19 protein-coding genes and 1 tRNA gene are annotated in these 20176 nt (G+C 71.3%); 10 read left to right on the forward strand and 10 right to left on the reverse strand.

Annotation, left to right across the window (positions count from 1 at the left end):
- The first annotated feature begins 37 nt into the window (after window positions 1-37).
- Window positions 38-1579, forward strand: coding sequence for a M28 family metallopeptidase (locus tag OHS58_RS38660; protein ID WP_326945643.1), 1542 nt, complete (start codon window positions 38-40; stop codon window positions 1577-1579).
- 51 nt (window positions 1580-1630) lie between these two features.
- On the opposite strand, the gene ypfJ is transcribed toward OHS58_RS38660, so the two are convergent.
- Window positions 1631-2563 carry a KPN_02809 family neutral zinc metallopeptidase gene (gene ypfJ / locus OHS58_RS38665; protein ID WP_326945644.1) on the reverse strand — a complete coding sequence of 311 codons (933 nt, stop codon included), beginning with the start codon at window positions 2561-2563 and terminating at the stop codon, window positions 1631-1633.
- A 525-nt stretch (window positions 2564-3088) separates the two neighbouring features.
- On the opposite strand from ypfJ, the gene OHS58_RS38670 reads away from it, so the two are divergent.
- Window positions 3089-3562, forward strand: coding sequence for a MarR family winged helix-turn-helix transcriptional regulator (locus OHS58_RS38670; protein WP_328645693.1), 474 nt, complete (start codon window positions 3089-3091; stop codon window positions 3560-3562).
- Between the two features lie 36 nt (window positions 3563-3598).
- On the opposite strand, the gene OHS58_RS38675 is transcribed toward OHS58_RS38670, so the two are convergent.
- The 3 genes from OHS58_RS38675 to OHS58_RS38685 all read right to left on the reverse strand — a co-directional run bounded on the left by OHS58_RS38675 (window position 3599) and on the right by OHS58_RS38685 (window position 4941).
- Window positions 3599-3685 (reverse strand) — tRNA-Ser (locus OHS58_RS38675).
- Window positions 3686-3778: 93 nt separating this feature from the next.
- A complete protein-coding gene (locus OHS58_RS38680; protein ID WP_328645694.1) occupies window positions 3779-4618 on the reverse strand; it encodes a patatin-like phospholipase family protein in 840 nt (279 codons plus the stop codon).
- A gap of 41 nt (window positions 4619-4659) precedes the next feature.
- Window positions 4660-4941 (reverse strand): DUF2277 domain-containing protein, encoded by a 282-nt coding sequence (locus tag OHS58_RS38685; RefSeq protein WP_326945647.1) that lies wholly within the window; start codon window positions 4939-4941, stop codon window positions 4660-4662.
- 102 nt (window positions 4942-5043) lie between these two features.
- Between OHS58_RS38685 and OHS58_RS38690 the strand changes: the two genes are divergently transcribed.
- The gene (locus OHS58_RS38690) at window positions 5044-5985 is read left to right on the forward strand and encodes an Ldh family oxidoreductase (protein WP_247059992.1); all 942 of its coding nucleotides are present in this window, start codon (window positions 5044-5046) and stop codon (window positions 5983-5985) included.
- On the opposite strand, the gene OHS58_RS38695 is transcribed toward OHS58_RS38690, so the two are convergent.
- The gene (locus OHS58_RS38695; RefSeq protein WP_247059994.1) at window positions 5982-6206 is read right to left on the reverse strand and encodes an RNA-binding S4 domain-containing protein; all 225 of its coding nucleotides are present in this window, start codon (window positions 6204-6206) and stop codon (window positions 5982-5984) included. The two genes, OHS58_RS38690 and OHS58_RS38695, sit on opposite strands and share 4 nt — an antisense overlap.
- A 17-nt stretch (window positions 6207-6223) precedes the next feature.
- Window positions 6224-7021 (reverse strand): trypsin-like serine peptidase, encoded by a 798-nt coding sequence (locus OHS58_RS38700; RefSeq protein ID WP_328649924.1) that lies wholly within the window; start codon window positions 7019-7021, stop codon window positions 6224-6226.
- Between the two features lie 136 nt (window positions 7022-7157).
- Between OHS58_RS38700 and OHS58_RS38705 the strand changes: the two genes are divergently transcribed.
- Both OHS58_RS38705 and OHS58_RS38710 read left to right on the forward strand, forming a co-directional pair.
- A complete protein-coding gene (locus tag OHS58_RS38705) occupies window positions 7158-7976 on the forward strand; it encodes an SDR family oxidoreductase (protein ID WP_328645695.1) in 819 nt (272 codons plus the stop codon).
- A 245-nt stretch (window positions 7977-8221) separates the two neighbouring features.
- A complete protein-coding gene (locus OHS58_RS38710) occupies window positions 8222-8812 on the forward strand; it encodes a hypothetical protein (RefSeq protein WP_328645696.1) in 591 nt (196 codons plus the stop codon).
- Window position 8813: 1 nt separating this feature from the next.
- Here OHS58_RS38710 and OHS58_RS38715 read toward each other — a convergent pair whose 3' ends face one another.
- Together OHS58_RS38715 and OHS58_RS38720 are read right to left on the reverse strand one after the other, a co-directional pair.
- A complete protein-coding gene (locus OHS58_RS38715) occupies window positions 8814-9473 on the reverse strand; it encodes a response regulator (protein WP_247059999.1) in 660 nt (219 codons plus the stop codon).
- The gene (locus tag OHS58_RS38720; protein ID WP_326951734.1) at window positions 9470-11047 is read right to left on the reverse strand and encodes a sensor histidine kinase; all 1578 of its coding nucleotides are present in this window, start codon (window positions 11045-11047) and stop codon (window positions 9470-9472) included. The genes OHS58_RS38715 and OHS58_RS38720 overlap by 4 nt, the downstream gene beginning before the upstream one ends.
- Window positions 11048-11236: 189 nt before the next feature.
- Here OHS58_RS38720 and OHS58_RS38725 point away from each other — a divergent pair, with 189 nt between their 5' ends.
- The 4 genes from OHS58_RS38725 to OHS58_RS38740 all read left to right on the forward strand — a co-directional run bounded on the left by OHS58_RS38725 (window position 11237) and on the right by OHS58_RS38740 (window position 14941).
- Window positions 11237-12043: an ABC transporter ATP-binding protein gene (locus OHS58_RS38725; RefSeq protein WP_326945652.1), complete on the forward strand. Its 807-nt coding sequence runs from the start codon at window positions 11237-11239 to the stop codon at window positions 12041-12043.
- Window positions 12033-12941, forward strand: a complete 909-nt coding sequence (locus tag OHS58_RS38730) for an ABC transporter permease (RefSeq protein ID WP_442875490.1) — start codon at window positions 12033-12035, stop codon at window positions 12939-12941. The genes OHS58_RS38725 and OHS58_RS38730 overlap by 11 nt, the downstream gene beginning before the upstream one ends.
- A 1-nt stretch (window position 12942) precedes the next feature.
- Window positions 12943-13998: an ABC transporter substrate-binding protein gene (locus OHS58_RS38735; protein WP_326945654.1), complete on the forward strand. Its 1056-nt coding sequence runs from the start codon at window positions 12943-12945 to the stop codon at window positions 13996-13998.
- A gap of 232 nt (window positions 13999-14230) precedes the next feature.
- Window positions 14231-14941: a G1 family glutamic endopeptidase gene (locus OHS58_RS38740; RefSeq protein WP_247060007.1), complete on the forward strand. Its 711-nt coding sequence runs from the start codon at window positions 14231-14233 to the stop codon at window positions 14939-14941.
- A gap of 15 nt (window positions 14942-14956) precedes the next feature.
- Here the strand turns inward: OHS58_RS38740 and OHS58_RS38745 are convergent, their stop codons facing one another.
- Both OHS58_RS38745 and OHS58_RS38750 read right to left on the reverse strand, forming a co-directional pair.
- A complete protein-coding gene (locus tag OHS58_RS38745) occupies window positions 14957-15565 on the reverse strand; it encodes a hypothetical protein (protein WP_328649926.1) in 609 nt (202 codons plus the stop codon).
- Window positions 15566-15652: 87 nt separating this feature from the next.
- The gene (locus OHS58_RS38750; RefSeq protein WP_328645697.1) at window positions 15653-18553 is read right to left on the reverse strand and encodes an ATP-binding protein; all 2901 of its coding nucleotides are present in this window, start codon (window positions 18551-18553) and stop codon (window positions 15653-15655) included.
- A gap of 449 nt (window positions 18554-19002) precedes the next feature.
- On the opposite strand from OHS58_RS38750, the gene OHS58_RS38755 reads away from it, so the two are divergent.
- On the forward strand, window positions 19003-20106 hold the full coding sequence (locus OHS58_RS38755) for a S1 family peptidase (RefSeq protein ID WP_326945656.1): 1104 nt from the start codon (window positions 19003-19005) through the stop codon (window positions 20104-20106).
- Window positions 20107-20176: the final 70 nt, after the last annotated feature.

The following is a 20176-nucleotide window of genomic DNA, read 5'->3' on the forward strand; positions in this document are numbered from 1 at the left end:
TTGACGTACCTCCCATATCGCACAAAAGTGAGCAACCATGTCACTCTTCCGAAAGAGATTCGTCCCGCCGGTGGCCCTGGCCGCCTGCGCGACACTCGCGCTCGGCCTCACCCCGGCCGCCGCCGCGAACACGGTCCCCGACGGCCCTGCCCTGGCGAAACAGCTCGTCAAGAAGGTCGGCGTCGACGGCGTCAACCGCCACCTGATCGCGCTGCAGCGCATCGCCGACACCAACGGCGGGAACCGGGCGGCGAGCACCGACGGCCACAAGAAGTCCGCCGAGTACATCGCCACCAAGCTCGAGGCGGCCGGCTTCCAGGTGACCCGCCAGGAGTTCCCCTTCACGTTCTCGCAAACGCTGGCCGAGAAGCTCACCGCCGGCGGCGCGAACGTGCCGGTCATCGCGATGGAGTACACCCCGTCGACCCCGGTCGGCGGCATCACCGCGCCCCTCTCGGTCGTCGCGGTCGACGACACCAGCGGCTGCGAGGCGACCGACTACACCGCCGACGTCGCCGGCAAGATCGCGCTGATCAAGCGCGGCGGCTGCTCGTTCGCGCAGAAGCAGGCCACCGCCGCGGCGGCGGGCGCGATCGGCGCCATCGTCTACAACAACACCGACGGCGACCTCAACGGGACGCTCGGGGACCCGGCCGGCGCGAAGATCCCGACCGGCGGCGTGACCGCGGCCGCGGGCGCGCAGCTGGCCACGCTGGCCGGCCAGCCCGTGACGCTGGAGCTGCGCGCCTTCCAGGAGGCGCGGACCAGCTACAACGTCATCGCCGAGACCAAGTCCGGGCGCAAGGACAACGTCGTGATGCTCGGGTCGCACCTCGACAGCGTCCCGGCCGGCCCCGGCATCAACGACAACGGCTCCGGCTCGGCGACCCTGCTCGAGACGGCGCTGCAGCTGGGGAGCAGCCCGAAGGTCAACAACGCCGTCCGCTTCGGCTTCTGGAGCGCGGAGGAGTTCGGCCTGATCGGCTCGACCTACTACGTCGACTCGCTGAGCTTCGAGCAGCAGCTCGACATCGCGCTATACCTGAACTTCGACATGATCGGCTCGCCGAACGCCGGGTACTTCGCCTACGACGGTGACGACTCCGACGGCGTCGGCGCGGGCCCCGGCCCGTACGGCTCGGCGCAGATCGAGAAGACCCTCGTCGACTACCTGCAGGCCGCGCGGGGCGTGTCCCTCGAGGGCACCGACTTCACCGGCCGCTCGGACTACGGCGAGTTCATCGCCGTCGGCATCCCGGCCGGTGGCCTGGACACCGGCGCCGAGGTCCTGAAGACCCCGGCGCAGGCGGCGAAGTGGGGCGGCACGGCGGGCATCGCGTTCGACCCGTGCTACCACCAGGCCTGCGACAACCTGGGCAACATCGACCGCGTCGCGCTGGACCGCAACGCGGACGGCGTCGCCTGGGCCCTCGGCGTCTACGCGACGAGCACCGAGAGCATCAACGGCGTCAAGCCGGGCAAGGCGAAGAACGTCAAGCAGAAGGCCGCCGAACGCAGCGGGCAGCGGAACTTCTCCGCGCACGCCGTCGCCGGTGACCCGCACGCGCTGACCGCCTGAGGACAGACAGAAGGGGCCGTCCCGAAGTCGGGACGGCCCCTTCGTCGTGTCTTAGCCCAGGTTGCTGGCGCCGAAGGTGTCGCAGCGGGCCGGGTCACCGGTCTGGAAGCCGGTGGTGAACCACTTCTTGCGCTGCGCGGACGTGCCGTGGGTGAACTGCGAGCTGTCCACCTGGCCGCCGCCGAGCTTGGTCTGGATGTAGTCGTCGCCGATCCGGGACGCCGTGTCCAGCGCCGACGCGATGTCGTCCTGCGTGATGTCGAGGATCAGCGGCTTGCCGGTGTCGGTCGGCGTCGTCGTCGCGTGGTTGCCCCAGACGCCGGCGTAGCAGTCGGCCTGCAGCTCGAGCCGGACCGAGCCCGACGTCGGGCCGGTGCCGGTGCCCTTCTTCGACGTGCCGAGCAGGTTCTGCACGTGGTGGCCGTACTCGTGGGCGAGCACGTACGCCTCGGTGAACTGGCCGCCCTGCGCGCCGAAGCGCGTCTTCAGCTCGTTGAAGAAGCTCAGGTCGATGTAAACCTTGGAGTCGGCCGGGCAGTAGAACGGCCCGGTGTCCGAGGTGGCGCTGCCGCACCCGGTGCGGACGCCGCCGTTGAAGAAGTTCGTCGGCGCCTTCCGGTAGGTCGAGCCGGAGCGCGCGAACTGCTGCGCCCAGTAGTCCTGGACGGAGTTGACGATCGCGACGATGGCGCAGTCGTGGTTCTTGTTCGCGTCCGCGCCGGTCTTGCAGGTGCTCGCGAGCTGGGAGTTGTCGACCTGCTGCCCGGAGCCGACGCTGCCGAGCCCGCCGCCGCTGCCCAGGTTCACCGCCCCCGGGCTGATCCCGCCGAGCTGCGAGATCACGAAGTAGATGATCAGCCCGACCACGCCGAGCCCACCACCGCCGAGCGCCACGCGGCCACCGATCCCGCCGCCGCCACCACCGCTGCCGCGCATGTCCTGGACCTCGGAAGCGTCCAAGCCCGCGTCGTCGTCGAATCTCACGCGGCAGATCGTAGCCGGACATGGTCCTGGGCGCGGCCTTCGCGGCCACGCCCAGGACTTGTACCGAGGTTTGTCTCTACAGAGCGGTTGGCCGCGAACGGACCGGCGTTCAGGCGCTGTCGCCACGATTGCTGAGATCGCGGCCTGACACAGGCCCGATCGACGCCGAATGCGTGAACGCAGGGAAGCCCGCACGGTGCTGTTCGCAGTGAGGCTGGTTCGCCTCGGTCACGACCGACCCGGTAGGTGTCCGTTCCGGTCGCGGGGACGCAGCTGGCGGTCAACCGCGAGAATCACCCGTCACGCAACCACCTGACCTCTCTGGCGGGGAGCCGGGCCGGCACGTCGCCGTCGTCGCGCCTATACCTCGGCCAACCATCCGCCGACAAGCAGAATGCGCCTTTTTCGGCCGAGTCTCAACCTTTTCGTAACCCCACCTTCGGGCGATGTTGCAACGGTATTTTTACCCGCAGACAACTCGGACTCGGACCGCGCGGTCCCTTGATCAACGTTCTACGCTGCCTTATGACCGAGGAGCGGCCTGTGCGGTGGTTGGACGAAGCCGAGTCTGATGCGTGGCGCTCCTACATCGTCGCGACGTTGCGGTTGCGGCAGCGGCTGCACCGCGAGCTGGCCGACCGGCACGACGTCTCGCTGACGGATTACGAGGTGCTCGTCTGCCTGGAGATCCAGCCGGAACGCCGGATGCGGATGTCCGAGCTGGCCGTCTTGATGGGCTCGACGAAGAGCCGGCTGTCCCACCAGGTCGGCCGCCTCGAGGACGCGGGGATGGTCCGCCGGGTCCGCGACCCGGAGGACAAGCGCGGCGTCATCACGGAGCTGACCGACGACGGCGTGCGGCTGCTGGAGTCCGCGGCCCCGACACACGTCGAGGGCGTGCGCGAGCACCTGATCGACCTGCTGAGCCCGGAAGAGCAGGCGACGATCGCCTCGGCGTTCGGCCGGGTGCTGGACCACCTGACCCAGGTGGAGGGCTGACGCGGTTTCGCGTCAGCCGCGCACCCGGTCTGCTTGCGGTAGCGGTGGGATTCGAACCCACGGAGAGGTTGCCCCCTCGCATGTTTTCAAGACATGATCCTTCGGCCGCTCGGACACGCTACCTCTGGTCACGAGGGTAGCCGACCGGCTTTCGCGGCAACCTCAGCCGTGTCCCGGACGTGCTCGGGGTCATGGGTCATGGGCGTCGTCCGCGGCCTAGCTCCAGGTGAGCGTCAAAGCCGCGCCCTGGGCGTGGCCCGCCTCCGCGGCCGGGGTGCGGGTCGACGGGTCCAGGGGGTTCTGGCCGATCGCCGCGACCGAGGCTTCGTCCGGGCTGATCACCGCGATCTCCGCGCCCGCCTTTCGCAGGTCCTCCAGCACGGTGAGCAGGGCCTTCTCGCCGGGCAGCGGCGATTCCAGGCCCATCGGCGCGACCACCGTGACGCGGGTGGCGCCCGCCGCGTAGTCCGCGTTCTCGCCGGAACGGACGCCGCCGTCGATGTAGCGGCGGCCGTCGATCGTGGTCGGGGGCCAGATGCCCGGGACCGCGCAGCTTGCCGCCACCGCGTCCACCAGGCTGACGCCCGACTCGCGGTCGAACTGCCGTGGCTCGCCCGTTTCCGCGTCGACCGCCACCAGGACGATGCGCTGCTCCGGCCAGTCGTGGGACGGCAGGCGGGCGGCGATCACCGCGCGGCGGTCCGCTTCGGGCACCGTTTCGGCGCTCAGCGCCAGCTCACCGACGCGCTGCCGCACCTCGGCGGGTGAGCCGGCGTCCTCGAACGCGGCGCCGAAGTCCGCGACGAACTTCTCCATGTCGATCTCGGCCGGGATCTCCGGGGTCTGCCGCGCCGGGTCGGCCTGGCGCGCGAGGAGGTCCGCCAGCGCGACGCCGCTGGTGACCTGCGCGGCGACCGTCGCGCCCGCCGACGTGCCGACGATCAGGTCCGCGCCGGTGAGGTCCTGCCCGTGACCCGCGAGCCCGGCCAGCAACCCCGTCGTCCACGCGATCCCGGCGACCCCGCCGCCACCCAGCACCAACGCCTGTCCGCTCATGCGGGCACCCTAACGGCCCCCACCGACAGTTCCGGTACGGCTCAGGGCTGGCGCAGCTGCTTCGCGGCGATCCGGGCGCGCACCTCGGGGCGGCGCAGCGGCGGCACGGTCGCCGGCGGCTGACGGCGTTCGGGCAGCTGCTCCAGCAGCCTCGTGGTGATCTCGGTGATCTCCGCGACGGCCGCCTCGAACGGCTCGCGCGTGGCGTCCGACAAGGACTGCACGCCCGTCACCTTGCGGACGTACTGGCGGGCCGCGGCCTCGATCTCCTCGTCCGTCGCGGACGGCTGGAGTCCCCGCAGGGTGGTGATGTTTCGGCACATGCCGTCCAGGGTACGACGCTGCGGAGGTCCGGATCACACGGTCGGGTTGGCTGTCGCCGACCTCGTTGACGCTGCTGCCTGCGCTTGGGCAATGTCGGGGTAGTGCCCCTCAGACCGCGTCCCTTCCGCTCCACCCGCCCCGAATCCGGCATTCTCGAAGAACGACCCGAAACCCCGATCCCGGAACAGGCTTGGCCCCGCGTGCGGGCCGACGAGCTGGTCACCCTCGTGGCACACGTCTTCGCCGCCCACGGTTTCCCCGAAGCGCGGGCCCGCATCGCGGCCGAAGCGCTCTGCCACGGCGATCTGACCGGATCGCCGGCCACCGGCGTCGCCGAGCTGACCCGGACCCACCTGCCGTTGCTGAAGAACGGCCACGTCGTGCCGCGCGCCGAGCCGTTGATGATCGCCGACCGCGGGGCCGCCGCGCTGCTCGACTACCGGCGCGCGTCCGGCCTCTGGGCCGTCGGCGACGCGATGGACCGCGCGGTGACGCGGGCCGGGCGCTTCGGCGTCGGGCTCGTCTCGCTGCGCGGGGTCGGGCCGTTCGGCCGGGCCGGGCACCACGCCGCACGGGCGTTGCCGCACGCGATGATCGGGCTGGTGCTGGCGGCGGGCGGCGAGCCCGGCCAGCCGATGAACCCGCTGGGGATGGCCGCGCCGGGTGGCGCGTACCCCGAGTTCGTCTTCGACATGGACCACCCCGGGCAGGAGGCCGCCGCCGGGTTCACGCTGCTCGTCGAGGTCCTCGCCGGGGTGCTCTCCGGCGTCGCCGACCACGAACACGACACCGGCCTGCTGGTGATGGCCATCGCGCCGACGACGCTGCGCAGCGCCGACGGCTTCTACCGCGCGGCGAGCGCGTTGTTCGGCAGCATGCTCGGCTGGGAGGGCGGCGCCCCGATCCGCTACCCCGGCTGGCGCGAGGCCCAGCACCTCGAGCAGTGCCGGGCGCTGGGCGTCCCGCTGGCCGGCCCGGTGCGGCGCGAACTGGACGGCCTCGCCGCATCGCTCGGGCTGCCGCCGCTGACCAACGTCGGTTAGTGGACCAGGATGACCTTGCCGCGGTCGGGGCCGACGGCCACGACGTCGCCGTTCGTCAGCTGGCGGCCGCGGCGGGTCTCCACTTCGCCGTTGACCGTGACCTCCTCGGCGTCGATCAGGTCCTTCGCGTGGGAGCCGTCCTCGGCGAGGCCGGCGAGTTTGAGGAACTGGCCGAGCCGGATCGGCTCGCCGGTGATGGGTACGTCGACGGGGTCGCTCATACGCGCATCATGCCGGGTCAGGCGCGGGCGTCCGTCTGCCGGTAGAGCCCTTGGACGTCCGTGTCGAAGTAGCTCGAGTACGACGTGTCCGGGTCGTCGCCGCCGTACTCGAAACCGCCGATGACGCCGATGACCGTGCCCAGCCGGGTTTTCGGGTCCTCGCCGACCACCCACGGCCCGCCGCTGGTGCCGGTCGGGAAGCCCGCGCAGTCCACCTTGAGCTGGAAGGTGTCCTGGCGGCTGGTGGTGTTCCGGCAGACGGCCGGGGTCTCGGAGTCGTCCGGGTAGCCGGTCAGGGTGATCGGCTGCTCGAACGCGCTGCCGGTGGCCAGGGTGTTCGCGCCGACCAGGCTCTCCAGGGTTTTCGTGGTGCCCTCTTGGTGCGCGGTGGCGAAGCCGACGTCGAGGTCCGGGTCCGACGACTCGGTCCAGCCCGGGGCGACGAGTTCGTCGGACACCGTCCAGTAGCCGAACGGCGCGAGGCCGTCGTGGTAGGCGGGCGCGAAGGTGACGCCGGTGACGTAGTCGCCGCCTTCGCCGTCGTGGATGCAGTGGGCCGCGGTCAGCAGCACGTCACCCTGCCGGCTGTGGATGACGCTCGCGGTGCAGTAGTGCGCGCCGTCGACGAACAACGCGCCGACGGCCGGGCTGGACACGGCGGGCAGGTCGGCCGTCGACGCCGGCGTGGCGTCGAGAGCCGGGGTCGTCGCGTCCGCGGACTGCGGCCGCCGGGCGACGCCGGCCACGACGAAAACCGCGCCGAGCAGCAGGACGGCGGCGAGGGACAGCAGAACGGCGGGCCGCCGCACGTGCATCGCCTCCTCGTCCGTCGCCCCCGGCACGACCAGATCACCTTAGGACGTCGCACCGACACTTTCAGCACACCCACAGCAAGCTCACAGCCGCTAGTATCCGTAACTCGGGAGTAACACCTAACGGGCGGGAGGGCCGATGAAGCAGTTCGCGGACAAGGTCGTGGTGATCACCGGGGCGGGGTCGGGGATCGGCCGGGCGACGGCGCTGGAGTTCGCGCGGCGGGGCGCGCGGGTGGCCCTCTCCGACGTCGACGCCGCGATCGCGGAGGAGACGGCGAAGCTGGCCGGGGAGCACGCGCGGGCCTACCCGCTCGACGTCGCCGACCGGGCCGCTGTGCTCTCGCACGCCGACGAGGTCGTGCGCGACTTCGGGCGCGTGAACGTCGTCGTGAACAACGCCGGTGTCGCGCTCGGCGCGACCGTCGAGGAGATGGCGTTCGAGGACTACGACTGGCTGATGGGCGTCAACCTCGGCGGCGTCGTGAATGGCACGAAGGCGTTCCTGCCGCACCTGATCGCCTCCGGCGAGGGGCACGTCGTGAACATTTCCAGCGTGTTCGGCTTCGTCGGCGTGCCGACGCAGAGCGCGTACAACGCGGCGAAGTTCGCGGTCCGCGGATTCACCGAAGCACTGCGCGAAGAAATGCTGATCGCGCGGCACCCGGTCGCGGTCAGCTGCGTGCACCCGGGTGGGATCAAAACCAACATCGTGCGCAACTCGCGAGGCGGCGACGGCGACCAGGAGAAGGCCGCGGTGGGCTTCGACCGGATCGCGCAGACCACACCGGAGAAGGCCGCGCTGACGATCCTGCGGGGCATCGAGCGGAAGTCGGCGCGGATCCTCATTGGACCGGACGCCTACGTGATCGACGCCATCCCGCGTGTCCTCGGCTCCGCTTACCAGCGGCCGCTCGCCGTCCTCGCGCGACTCGGCCTGAAACAGCTGAAAAGCTGAAACTCTTTTCGCTACTGCGCCTTTCGGGCGAACCCTCTGGTCCGGGACGGCGGACCTGCGCCACTGTGGATCACTCTTCCCGGCCTGCTCCGCTCCGGAACGCTTCACTCAATGGAGTTGCGTTTCTGACAAGGCCGTCCGAAATGGTCCAGAATGCGTGGGGTCCGTGAGCCCCGTACCGGAGGTCCCCGATGCCGCGCACCGCACCGAGCGTTGCGACCCGTCCGTCCAGTGACCGCGCCGCGGTGGAACTGCCGGATCGCACCGGCATCGTCGCGGCCAGCCTGCCCCGGCGCCGCCGCACCGACGACGAGCTGCCCGAGCTCACCGAGCCGATCTACACCCGGCCGCCGGTGTGCGACCAGGACCTGCGCCCGAAGTCCGTGGTGATCCGCCGCCGCGCCCGCACGTGGCTCGGCGGCGGCGCCGCGGTGCTGCTCGTCGCGGCCGGCTGGGTCGCCGGCGGCCTGCTGAGCGGCGGGCTCTTCGCGCCGGCACCGGCGGACGACGTCGCCCAGGTCGACCCGAGGCCCGCCGTCGCGGCCGCCCCGGCGCCGCTGCCCCAGCCCCAGCCCCAGCCGTTGCCCCAGCCCCCGGTCGTCGTCCCGGCGCCGACGACCGTCTACGTGCCGGTGCCCGCGTCGAAGCCGGCGTCGAAGCAGGTTCAGGTGCAGGCGAAGGCCCAGCCGAAGAAGCCGTCGGCGGACGACACCGACGTGCCGCGCGTCGACCTGCCGTCGGCGACGACCCCGCCGCCGTCCACCAACGCGGTCCAGGAGTGGGTCGACGCGGCGGAAAGCGTGATGCAGCAGTACCAGTACCGCTCCGGGCGCTGAGTCAGGCGCCGGACCAGCGGTATTCGTGCTCCGGGCGCCCGGTGGCGCCGTAGCGCAGCCGCATCTGGACCGTGCCCGACTCCGCCAGCGCCGTCAGGTACCGCTGCGCCGTCGCGCGCGCCATGCCCAGCTCACCGGCGACTTCCGCCGCCGACAGCGGACGTCCCGCGCGCCGCAGCTGCTCCGATACCAGCCGGGACGTCGCCGTCGACTGGCCCTTCGGCGCGGACGTCCGGTCCTGGTCGTGCAGCACCCGGTACGCGCGGTCGACGTCGTCCTGGGCCAGGGTGCGCCCGTCGGTGAGCAGGCCGCGAAAGCGCGCGTACGACGTCAGCCGCTCGGCCAGCTGCCGCGTGGTGAACGGCTTGATCAGGTAGTTCAGCGCGCCGGCCCGGATCGCCGCGGCCACCGACGCACTGTCGGTCGCCGCGGACAGGACGATCGTGTCGGTCTGCAGCTCCGGCAGCACGGCGAGGCCGGACTCGTCGGGCAGGTAGACGTCGAGCAGCACCAGGTCCGGCGTCAGCTCGCGCACCCGGGCCCGCGCCTCGGCCGCGGTGTGCGCGGTGCCGACCACCGCGAAGCCCGCGACCTCCTCGACGAACCCGGCGTGCACGCCGGCGACCCGGAAGTCGTCGTCCACGATGAGCGTGCGGATCATCCGTCCTCCGTCAGCATTCCGGGCAGTTTGGCGACGAACAGGGCGCCGGTCTCGCCTTCGCCGGGGTCGGCCAGCCAGACGTCGCCGCCGCGGGCCCGCGCGGCCTGGCGGGCCAGCGCCAGCCCGAGTCCGTGCCCGGGCGCGATCTTCGTCGAGACGCCTTCGTCGAACAACGTCCGGCGCAGGTCGGCCGGCACGCCGGGGCCACTGTCCACAACGGACACGTGCAGCGTCGCGCCGTCGGTGAGCAGGCCGATCTCGACGGTCGCCGGGCGTCGCGGTCCCATCCGCGCGGCGTGCAGCGCGTTGTCCACGAGGTTGCCGATCACGGTGTTCGCGGCGATCGGGTCGGTCACCGTCGTCGGAACCCAGGTGTCGTCGGCGAGCTTGAGCGTGAGGCCCTTTTCCTGCGCCTGCTCGGTTTTCGCGACCAGCAGCGCCTGCAGGTACGGGTCGGCGACGGCGTCGCCCAGCTCGGTCGGGTGCGCCGACGGCGAGTCCGTGAGCGTCTGCAGGTACTCGACGGCTTCGGTGTGGTGGCCGAGCTGGAGCAGCCCGTAGAGCGTGTGCAGCCGGTTCGCGAACTCGTGGCGTTGCGCGCGCAGGCCGTCGGACAGGGCGCGGATGCCGTCCAGCTCGCGGGTGAGCGTGTCGAGGTCGGTGCGGTCGCGGAAGGTCAGCACGGTGCCGATCGGCCGGTCGTCCAGCCGCACCGCGCGGGAGTTGATCACCAGCACGCGGTTCCCGGCCACGGCCAGCAGGTTGTCTACCGGCCGGCCCTCACCGACGGCCTTGTGCAGCCGCGGCGACAGCTCCAGCTCGGCCAGCGCCGCGCCGATCGGGAGCTGCGTGCCGAGCAGGCGTTCGGCCTCGTCGTTGCGGACGGAGACGCGGTTCGCGTCGTCGACGGCCAGCACGCCTTCGCCGATCCCGTGCAGCACGGCTTCGCGTTCGTAGAGCAATTCGGTGAGTTCGTGCGGCTCGAGGCCGTGGGTGACGCGCCGCAGGCGCCGGTTGAGCAGCGCGGACGCGCCCGCGCCGAGCAGCAGCGCGCCGCCGGCGAACAGCAGCGTGATGACGAGCAGCCGGTTGAAGTCGCCGGTCGGGTCGCCGACCTCGAAGCCGACGCTCACCTCGCCGACCACGCGCCGCCCCTGCCAGATCGGGGTCTTGCTGCGCACCGACAGCCCGAGCGTGCCGCTCTGCACCGCGCTGATCTCGTCCTGCCCGGCCAGCGCCAGCTCCGGGGACGTGCTCACCCGCTGGCCGATCAGGCTCGTCGTCGGGTGGGCGAGCCGGATGCCCTGGTCGTCGGTGATCACCACGAACAGCGCGTCGTTGACCTCGGTCACCGCCAGGACGCGGTCCTCGAGCGGGCCGCCGGGGAGCTTCGCGGCCGCGTTCGCGACGACCACCGGGTCGGCGGCCACGGACTTCGCGATGGCCAGCGCGCGGCGGCCGTACTGGTCGGTGAGCGTGCGGCTCAGCAGGACGCTGACCAGCGCGACGCCCAGCCCGACGACGAGGACGACCACGCCGATCTGCAGCAGCAGCACCTGCCTGCTGAACCGCATCCGCGGGAAGAGCGCCCACTTTGGCATGGCTGGGAACATACCCCCAGCTCACGGGGGTGCGCTAAATGAGCAAAACATGCATAACGCGCAGCTCGCACGCAGAACGTCGACAAGCTTCACCTGGGCGCCACGCGTATTTAACGTGCCTTCCAACGTGACAGGCACCACGTGACGAAGGAGTCACTCCCCATGGTTCCCCCACTGATCGAACTCACCGGAGCCACCAAGCGGTTCCCGAGCGGGTCCGGTTCCGTGCACACGGCCGTCCGCGACCTGACCATGACCGTCCAGCCCGGTGAGTTCGTCGCCGTCGTCGGCCCCACCGGCTGCGGCAAGTCGACGACGCTCTCGCTGGTGTCCGGGCTCCAGCCGCCGTCCGCCGGGCGGGTGCAGGTGAACGGCACCGACGTGAAGTCCATTCCGGACGGTGTCGGCTACATGTTCCAGACCGACGCCGTGATGCCGTGGCGCTCGGTGCTGGACAACGTCGCGTCGGGGCCGCGCTTCCGGGGCGTGCCGAAGGCCGAGGCCCGCGCGCAGGCCGTCGACTGGATCGGCCGCGTCGGGCTCGCCGGGTTCGAGAAGTACTACCCGCACCAGCTCTCCGGCGGCATGCGCAAGCGCGTCGCGCTGGCTCAGACGCTCGTCACCAAGCCGAAGATCCTGCTGATGGACGAGCCGTTCTCGGCGCTGGACGTGCAGACCCGCGCGCTCATGCAGGACGAGCTGCTGCGGCTGTGGTCCGGTTCCGGCGCCGCGGTGATCTTCGTGACGCACGACCTCGACGAGGCGATCGCGCTGTCGGACAAGGTCGTCGTGCTGACGTCCTCGCCGGCCACCGTCAAGGACGTCTTCGAGATCCCCCTGGAGCGGCCGCGGAAGGTCGAGGACCTGCGCCTCACCGAGGACTTCCGCAAGCTCTACGCCGACATCTGGGAATCGCTGCGCAGCGAGGTCGACAAGGCCCGCGAGAAGGGAGCGACCAGTGTCGCTTGAGACGCCGGCGGCCAAGGCCGCATCGGGTGGGGCGGGTGGGCCGGAAACAGCACTGCCGGTTCTGGAGACCGAGCAGGACATCATGGCCCGCGCGAAGCAGGCCTCCGCGCGCCGCAAGCGCAACATCTGGCTGCTGCGCTTGGCGATCGTCGTCGTCTGGCTGGGCAGCTGGGAGCTGACGGCGACGTACTGGATCGACCCGTTCTTCTACTCGAAGCCGTCGAACATCTGGCAGCGGCTGGTCGAGTGGTTCAGCACCGGCACCGACTTCGGTTCCATCTGGTACAACATCTTCACCACCGTCGAGGAAGCCTTGCTGGGCTTCGTGATCGGTGCGATCGCCGGGGTCGTGCTCGGCGTCGTCCTGGGCCGCAGTGAGTACCTCGCGCAGGTGCTCGCGCCGTTCATCAAGGCGGCCAACGCCCTGCCCCGCATCGTGCTCGCGGCGCTGTTCGTGATCTGGTTCGGCCTCGGGCTGTCGTCGAAGGTCGCGACCGTCGTCGTGCTGGTGTTCTTCGCGGTGTTCTTCAACGCCTTCACCGGCGCCCGCGAGGTGGACCGCAACCTGATCGACAACGCCCGCATCCTCGGTGCGACGCGCGGCCAGGTGCTGAAGTCGATCGTGCTGCCGAGCGCGACGTCCTGGATCCTCTCCTCGCTGCACGTCGCCTTCGGGTTCGCGCTGATCGGCGCGGTCGTCGGCGAGTACACCGGCGCCAAGGCCGGCATGGGCTTCCTGATCAGCAACGCGCAGGGCACGTTCGACACCGCCGGGGTCTACGCCGGGATGCTGATCATCACCGTCGTCGCGCTGCTGGCCGAATGGGGCATCGGCACCCTGGAAGGCCGCTTGCTGCGCTGGCGGCCGAACGTCAGCTCCGCGGCGCAGGGGATCTGACATGCGTCTCAAGAGGACACTCGCGATCACGGCCGCGCTGGCCGTCACCGTCGGCGGGGTCACGGCGTGCCGCGACTCGCGCTCGATCGACTTCGGCGACGGCGGGCAGCCGCACATCAAGATCATGGTCGGCGGCCTGTCCAAGGTGATCTACCTGCCGGCCCAGCTCGCGCAACAGCTGGGGGAGTACAAGAAGCAGGGCATCGACGTCGAGCTGTTCGACCAGCCGTCGGGCGCCAACGCGGAGACGTCGCTGCTGGCCGGTGAGGTGCAGGGGGTGGTCGGGTTCTACGACCACACGATCGACCTGCAGGCCAAGGAGCAGTGCATGCAGAGCGTGGTGCAGTTCGCCAACGTGCCGGGTGAGGCGGAGATGGTCGCCGCGGCCAAGGCGGGCGAGATCAAGTCGGGCAAGGACTTCAAGGGACGCACCCTGGGCGTGACGTCGCTCGGTTCGTCGACGGACTTCCTCACCAAGGCCCTCGCGCAGCGCGGCGGCGTCAGCTCGAAGGACTACACGCCGTACAAGGCGGGCGCCGGGCAGACGTTCATCACCGCGCTGAACCAGGGCACGATCGACGCCGGGATGACGACCGACCCGACGATCGCGCAGCTCACGAACACGGGCCAGGCCAAGGTGCTTTACGACATGCGCACGATCGAGGGCACCAAAGCCGCTTTGGGCGGTTTGTACCCGGCGAGCTCGTTGTACATGAGCTGCACCATTGTCGAGCGTTATCCCGACGTCGTGCAGAAACTCGCCAACGCGTACGTCGCGTCGCTGAATTGGCTTTCGAAGCACTCGCCGGAAGAGGTGGCGGCGATCATGCCGCCGTCGTTCGCCGGCGGGGACAAGGCGCTCTACGTGAAGTCGCTCGAGGACAGTCTGCCGATGTTCACCGCGGACGGCCGGATGGACCCGGCGGGCGCGCAGAACGTGCTGAAGGTGCTGGGTGATTCGTCCAGCAACGTCAAGCCGAAGAAGGACAAGATCGACCTGTCGAAGACGTACACGACGAAGTTCGTCGACGCGGCGAAGGCGCAGGCGGTCCAGTGACCCCGCTCACCTGACCGGGCGGTTGGTGAGCAGCATGGGACCCGTGAAGGCCTCTTCCCCCGCGGAGGCCTTCACGGGTCTTTTCGTCCATTCGGGAGCAAATACGGCAAATATCGTGATTCGTTCCCGGAATGTGAAGACCCTTCGAAAGTAGCTACCTTCCGGTTGTCGCGGATTCAACACTGGTCACACGGTTTTCCCGGGTCCCCACCCTGTGAACGGAGTCTCCGTCATGACCAGAATCGCTTCTTCTCGTGCCGTCCGCGTGCTCACGGTCGCCGCCGCCGCGGCCGCCGGCCTGGCGATGGCCGGCCCGGCACACGCGGCGGTCGAGTACGGGTCTCACTTCCACGGGCACCAGTTCGCCGGGGGCAACTGGGGCGGCTACGTCAGCTTCGGCAGCTTCACCACGGCCACGGCGAGCTGGACCGAACCGACCGTGACCTGCCGCTCCGGCAACGACCTGTTCGCCCCGTGGGTCGGCATCGACGGCGACGGATCGTCCACAGTGGAACAGACCGGCGTCGAGACGGACTGCTCCAGCGGCCGCCCGGTGTACTCGGCCTGGTACGAGATGTACCCGGCCGCGCCGGTCTACTACTCGGTGTCGGTCGGCGCGGGCGACAAGATCACCGCGACGGTGACGCGGACCGCGACCAACACCTACAAGCTGGACCTCACCGACTCCACCAAGGGCTGGACCAAGACCACCACGAAGTCGCTGACCTCGAAGCACGCGTCGGCGGAGGCGATCATCGAGTCGCCGACCGACTCCTACCCGACGATCTCCGGCGGCATCAAGTTCACCGGCGTCAAGTTCAACGGGACGAACCTGGCCTCGACCAGCCCGTCCGGCCTGAGCGCCGACGACCGCGGCACGAACACCTGGACCCCGGGCGCCATCGGCTCGGACGGCCAGAGCTTCACCATCTCGCGCCACTGAGCCGGTACCGAGCGGTCACTTCAGGTTGTTGATCGCCCACGCGACGACCATCACCGCGAGGACAAGCGAGATGGCGGCCTGCAGCATCATCGTCATCTTCGCCCAGATCCGCAGGGGCATGACGTCGGTGGGGCTGAAGGCGGCCGCGTTGGTGAACGAGAAGTAGAGGTAGTCCAGGTAGGACGGTTCCCAGTCCTGGTGCGCCAGGTTCGGGTCGGCCATCTGCGGGAACTGCAGGTCGGGGTACGGCGCCCGGCCTGCAGCCCGCTTGCCGGGGCCGCCGCGGTCGAACTCCCAGTACCAGAGGGAGAAGGCGACGATGTTCGTCCAGTAGACGATCCCGCCGGTGACGAGCACGGCACCGGCGCGGTCGCCGATGGTGCCGGTCGCGATGCTGTAGACGAGCGTGATCGCGGACCCGGCGTTCACCGCCGTCACGGCGCCGACGAGCAGCAGCGAGATGACCCGTTCGACCGCGCTGAACTCCGTCATCCGGCCCGGGTTGACCAGCAGCAGCGCGACGACGAGCAGCGCGGAGACGGCGGGCAGGAGCCACTGCGGGTGCAGCGCCATGTCGTCGGGCAGGGCGACCTGCAGCACGAGCGTGGCCACGACGACGCCCATCGCGGGCCAGCGCGTCTCACCGGCGGTCCGGCGGCGCCACGCGGGAAGTGCCTCTTCTGTCACCGGGTCACGGTACGTCCGCGGCGATCACCCCGCAGGTGCGGTCGTGACGTCGGCCGGCATCTTGTTCGCGACGTCGGTCCGGGACCGCGCGCCGAGCTTCCGCAGCACCTTCGCGACGTGCTGCTCGACCGTCCGCGGCGACAGGAACAGCCCGTCCGCGATCTCCCGGTTCGTCCGGCCTTCGGCGAGCATCCGCGCGACCTCGCGTTCCCGCGGCGACAGCTCGCTGCCGTAACCACGACGTCCACGCTGTGAAGGCGCCCACGCGCCGTGCTCGCGCAGCTGGTGGCGGCAGCGGCCGGCGTCGCGGGTGGCGCCGAGGTGCTCGTACGCCTCGGCCGCGGCGGACAGCTCGTCGACGGCGTCGCGGTTGCCCGCGGCGAGCCGGCACAGCGCGGCCCGCTCGCGCATGGCCGTCGCCGGGTAGGGCATCGGCAACGCCCCGTAGCCCGAGGTGGCTTCGTCGAACAGCGTCGCCGCGGCCAGGTGCTTGCCGCGTGCTTCGAGCAGCACGGCCCGGCCGGCCACCAGCGCGGCCGTCGCCACCGGCGCGTCCCGGCCCTCGATGCCGCGCGCAAACGCTTCCACCACGCTGTCGGCCTCGGGCCAGCGCCCGGCCCGCGCGTACGCCTGTGCCGCCGCCGGGACCAGCGCGGCCGCCCAGATCCAGACGCCCTTGCGTCCGGCCGCGGCGACGGCGGTATCGGCCACCGCGCACGCGCCGTCGACGTCGTCGGTCGCCAGCCGGACGCTGATCAGCACGCCGGCGGCGGACAGCACCACCGGGATCGGGCCCTGGTCCGGCGCGTGCACGCTCGCCGCGGTCAGGTGCCGCGCCGCGGTCGCGAACTCCCCGCGCACGGCGGCGAGCCCGCCCAGCACCAGCGACGACTCCATCACGATCGGGCCCAGCTCCGGGTAGCTGTCGCGCAGCTGCTCGGCGGTCTCGGCGAGCCCGCTCCACTGCCCGCGCACCCAGTCCAGCCGGACGCGGGTGCCCTGGATCAGGCCGATCGCGTACAACGCGCCCGCGTCGGTCGCGCGCCGGACGCCTTCGGTCACCAGCCGCTGCGCGCGGTCGAGGTAACCGGCCCAGGCCTGCCCGTCGGCGAGGTTGCACCACAGCCGGGCCAGCTGGACGCGCTCGGCGACCGTGCCGACGGTGTCCGACAGCGCCTCGAACTCCGCCCACGACGCAGGATCGCCGACGTGGGACGCGGCCGCGATCCGGTCGGCGGTCAGCGCCAGCCGCAGCTCGGGGTCGTCGAGCCGGTCGTAGACCTCACCCGCGCGAGCGCGCCAGGCCTCGTGCCAGGACAGCGGCGTCAGCCCGTCGATCGGCTGGGCGAGCAGGGTGATCCCGCGCGCGGCGAGGTCGGGCCGGTCGACGAGCTCGCCGACCGCGCGCTCGACCTCCAGCCGGCCGCGGCCCAGCTGCCCGATCGTGCGGACCAGCAGCATGCCGAGGCTCAGCCGGATCGACCCGCGCACCGACGGCGGCAGCGTCACCTCTTCGAGGACGTGCTCCAGCGTGCCGATGACGTCCGGGCGGAACCCGCGCAGCGCCACCTGGCTCAGCTTGCCCGCCACCCGCCCGACGTCGGACTGCGCCGGGCCGGGCTCGGCGAGCACCGACTGCAGGAGGTCGATCGCGCGCGACGTCTCGCCGCGGGCGATCGCCTCGTCGGCCGCGGCTTCGGCGTAGTGGCGCCACTGGTCGACGCGCCCCGCCGCGCGGGAGTGCCGCGCCAGCAGGGTGAGCGGGGGTGCCGGCTGCGCGGCGAGCACGCGGATCGCCTGCGCGTGCAGCAGCGCGCGCTCGGGTCCGCTCACCGTGTCGTAGACGGCCTTGCGCGCCAAGGGGTGCCGGAAGCCGTACTTGCTGTCGCCGACCTCGCCGAGCACCCCGGCGGACAGCGTGGCGAGCAACGCCGCGCGCAGGTCGTCGCCGGCCAGCCCGGCCAGCTCGCCGAGCACCCCGGCTTCGGCGCCGACGCCGAGCACCGCGGCCGCGCCGGCCAGCCGCACCGCCGGCCCGGGCAGCCCGGAAAGCCGTTCGGTGACGGCTTCCCGCAGCAGCACCGGCACTTCGAGGTTCTCCAGCAACCGATCGGAGAGGACTTCGCCGACCGGCAACCGTTCGGCCGCGTCGCGCAGGGCCCGCAGGGTTTCCTCGACGACGAACGGGATCCCGGCCGTGCACTCGTGCAGCTTCGCGGCGAAGTCGTCGGTGACGCGCGGGAGGTCGAGGATTTCGACGGCGAGCGCGCGCACCGCGGGGACGTCGAGCGCGCCCAGCGCGACGCGCGCGGAGTGCACCGCCGCCCCGGTCCGGAGCGGCGCGCCGGGGCGGGCGCCGGGTCCGGTGCGGGACGCGGCGACCACGGCCAGCTCCGGCGGCATCGACGCGGCGAGGAACCGCAGCAGGTCGAGGGTGTCCTCGTCGGCCCACTGCAGGTCGTCGAGCAGCACGAGCGCGGGCCCGCACGCGGTCAGCAGCTCCCGCACCGCGCGGAACACGCGGTGGCGTTCGGCGACCGGGTCGGCCAGTGGCTCTGGCTGCGGAGGAAGCGCTTCCGCGAGTTCGGGCAGCAACGGCCGCAGCACGCCGGCGACCGGGCTGAGCGGGCCGAGCGGCGCGTCGCCCGCGGAGCGCAGCGCCTCCAGGATCGGGCCGTAGGGAAAGGGTTCGCGCAGCGGCTGGCAGGTCCCGGTGAGCACGCGGCCGCCGTCGAACTCGGGGCGCCGCGCGATCTCGGCGAGCAGCCGGGTGCGGCCCATCCCGGGCTCGCCTTCGATCAACACGGCGGCCGGGCGCAGCCGGAGGACGTCGACGATGGCGTCGAGCTCGGTGTCACGGCCGGTCAGCCGCGCCCGTCCGGACCGGACGGAGACGGAGGTGGGGCGGGGCGCGGTCAGCCACATTTGACCTCCTCGACGCACACCGGGGGCTGTGCGCGGGAGCCTAAGCAGCGCTCAACCCGTCCGTAAACCTTTCACCGAATAGGTGGCCGACACCGGGCACGCACGTCCGCCTACTGGCTGTCACCGGGTTTCCGGGGGAAACGCCGCTCCTCGGGCGCCGCGCGAGCGAAACGTCGGCGTCTCAGCCGTTCCGGCAGCGCTTACCACGTTCGGTGAATCGCGTCGGCTACGGAAAGTAGTGCACGGAAACCCTACTTACGGACCTGTCCGACCGGGTGACGCTCCGCACTTGAGGCCGCTTGGAGCAGCGGATACGGCCGCGGGGAATGCGTATACCCATTCGCCGGGTGCCCGGATTGCACCGTAACGCCCATAACGGGGACGCTCTGCCGGGGAGTTCCGCTGCGTGGCCGGTGGGGAGCCGCGCGTAACCACCTCTAGGGAGAAGCATGAAGATCGCCAGACTCTTCGGTGCCGCTGCCGTTGCCGTGATGACGACGGGCGCGCTCGCCGCGATCGCCGTCCCCGCGTCCGGCCAGGACCTGCTGAACCCCGACATCGTGCCCGCGATGCAGCGCGACCTCGGCCTGACCCACGACCAGGCGGTGGCCCGGCTGAAGAGCGAGGACGTCGCGAACAAGGTCTCCGCGGCCGTTTCCGCGACCCTCGGCGACGCGCTCGGCGGCGTCACCTACAACGCCACCACGGGCAAGGCGCACGTCGAGACGACGAACGCCGCGCTGCTCGGCAAGATCCGCGAAGCCGGTGCCGAGGCCGAGCTCGTGAAGTTCAGCTCCCGGCAGCTCGACTCCACTGTGGACACCCTGAACGCGGCCGACAAGGCGGCGCCCGCGTCGATCACCGGCTGGGGCGTGGACTCCACCACCAACCGCGTCACGCTGACCGTGCTGCAGGGCCACACGAGCGCGGCCGACGCGTTCCTCACGCGGTCCGGTGTGGACAAAGCGGCGGTGACGGTCCTCCAGACGGCCGCGAAGCCGTCGCTGTACGCCAACATCCGGGGTGGTGACGCCTACTACATCGGCGGCTCGTCGCGCTGCTCGGTCGGGTTCTCGACGACCACCGGCTTCCTCACCGCCGGGCACTGCGCCGCGCTCACCGGCGGCGGCGCCCTGACCGGGTCCAACGGCGCCGCGCTCGGCTCGTGGGGCACCTACCGGTTCCCGGGCAGCGACTACGCCTCGGTCCGGACGAACAGCAGCTGGACCCCGGTCGGCCAGATGAACAACGGCACCGCGGTGCGCGGCTCGTCGAACGCGGCGACCGGCACCTCGGTCTGCAAGGCCGGCTCGACCACCGGCTGGACCTGCGGCACGGTCGGCGCCAAGAACCAGAGCGTCCGCTACGCCGAAGGCACGGTCAACGGCATGACCGCGACCAACGTCCGCTCGGCCGCGGGTGACTCGGGCGGCGGCTTCATCGCCGGCAACTCGGCGCAGGGCATCCTGTCCGGCGGCAACACGACCGTGACGTACTTCTTCCCCATCGGTGCCGCGCTCTCGGCGACCGGCACCACGCTCCGCCTCGGCTGATCCTCCCCCGGTAACGGCGAAAGGGCGGGTTTCGGGCGCCTCCAGCGCGCCCGAAACCCGCCCTTCCGTT

The sequence above is a fragment of the Amycolatopsis sp. NBC_00348 genome, assembly GCF_036114655.1.
Taxonomy (GTDB): Bacteria; Actinomycetota; Actinomycetes; order Mycobacteriales; family Pseudonocardiaceae; genus Amycolatopsis.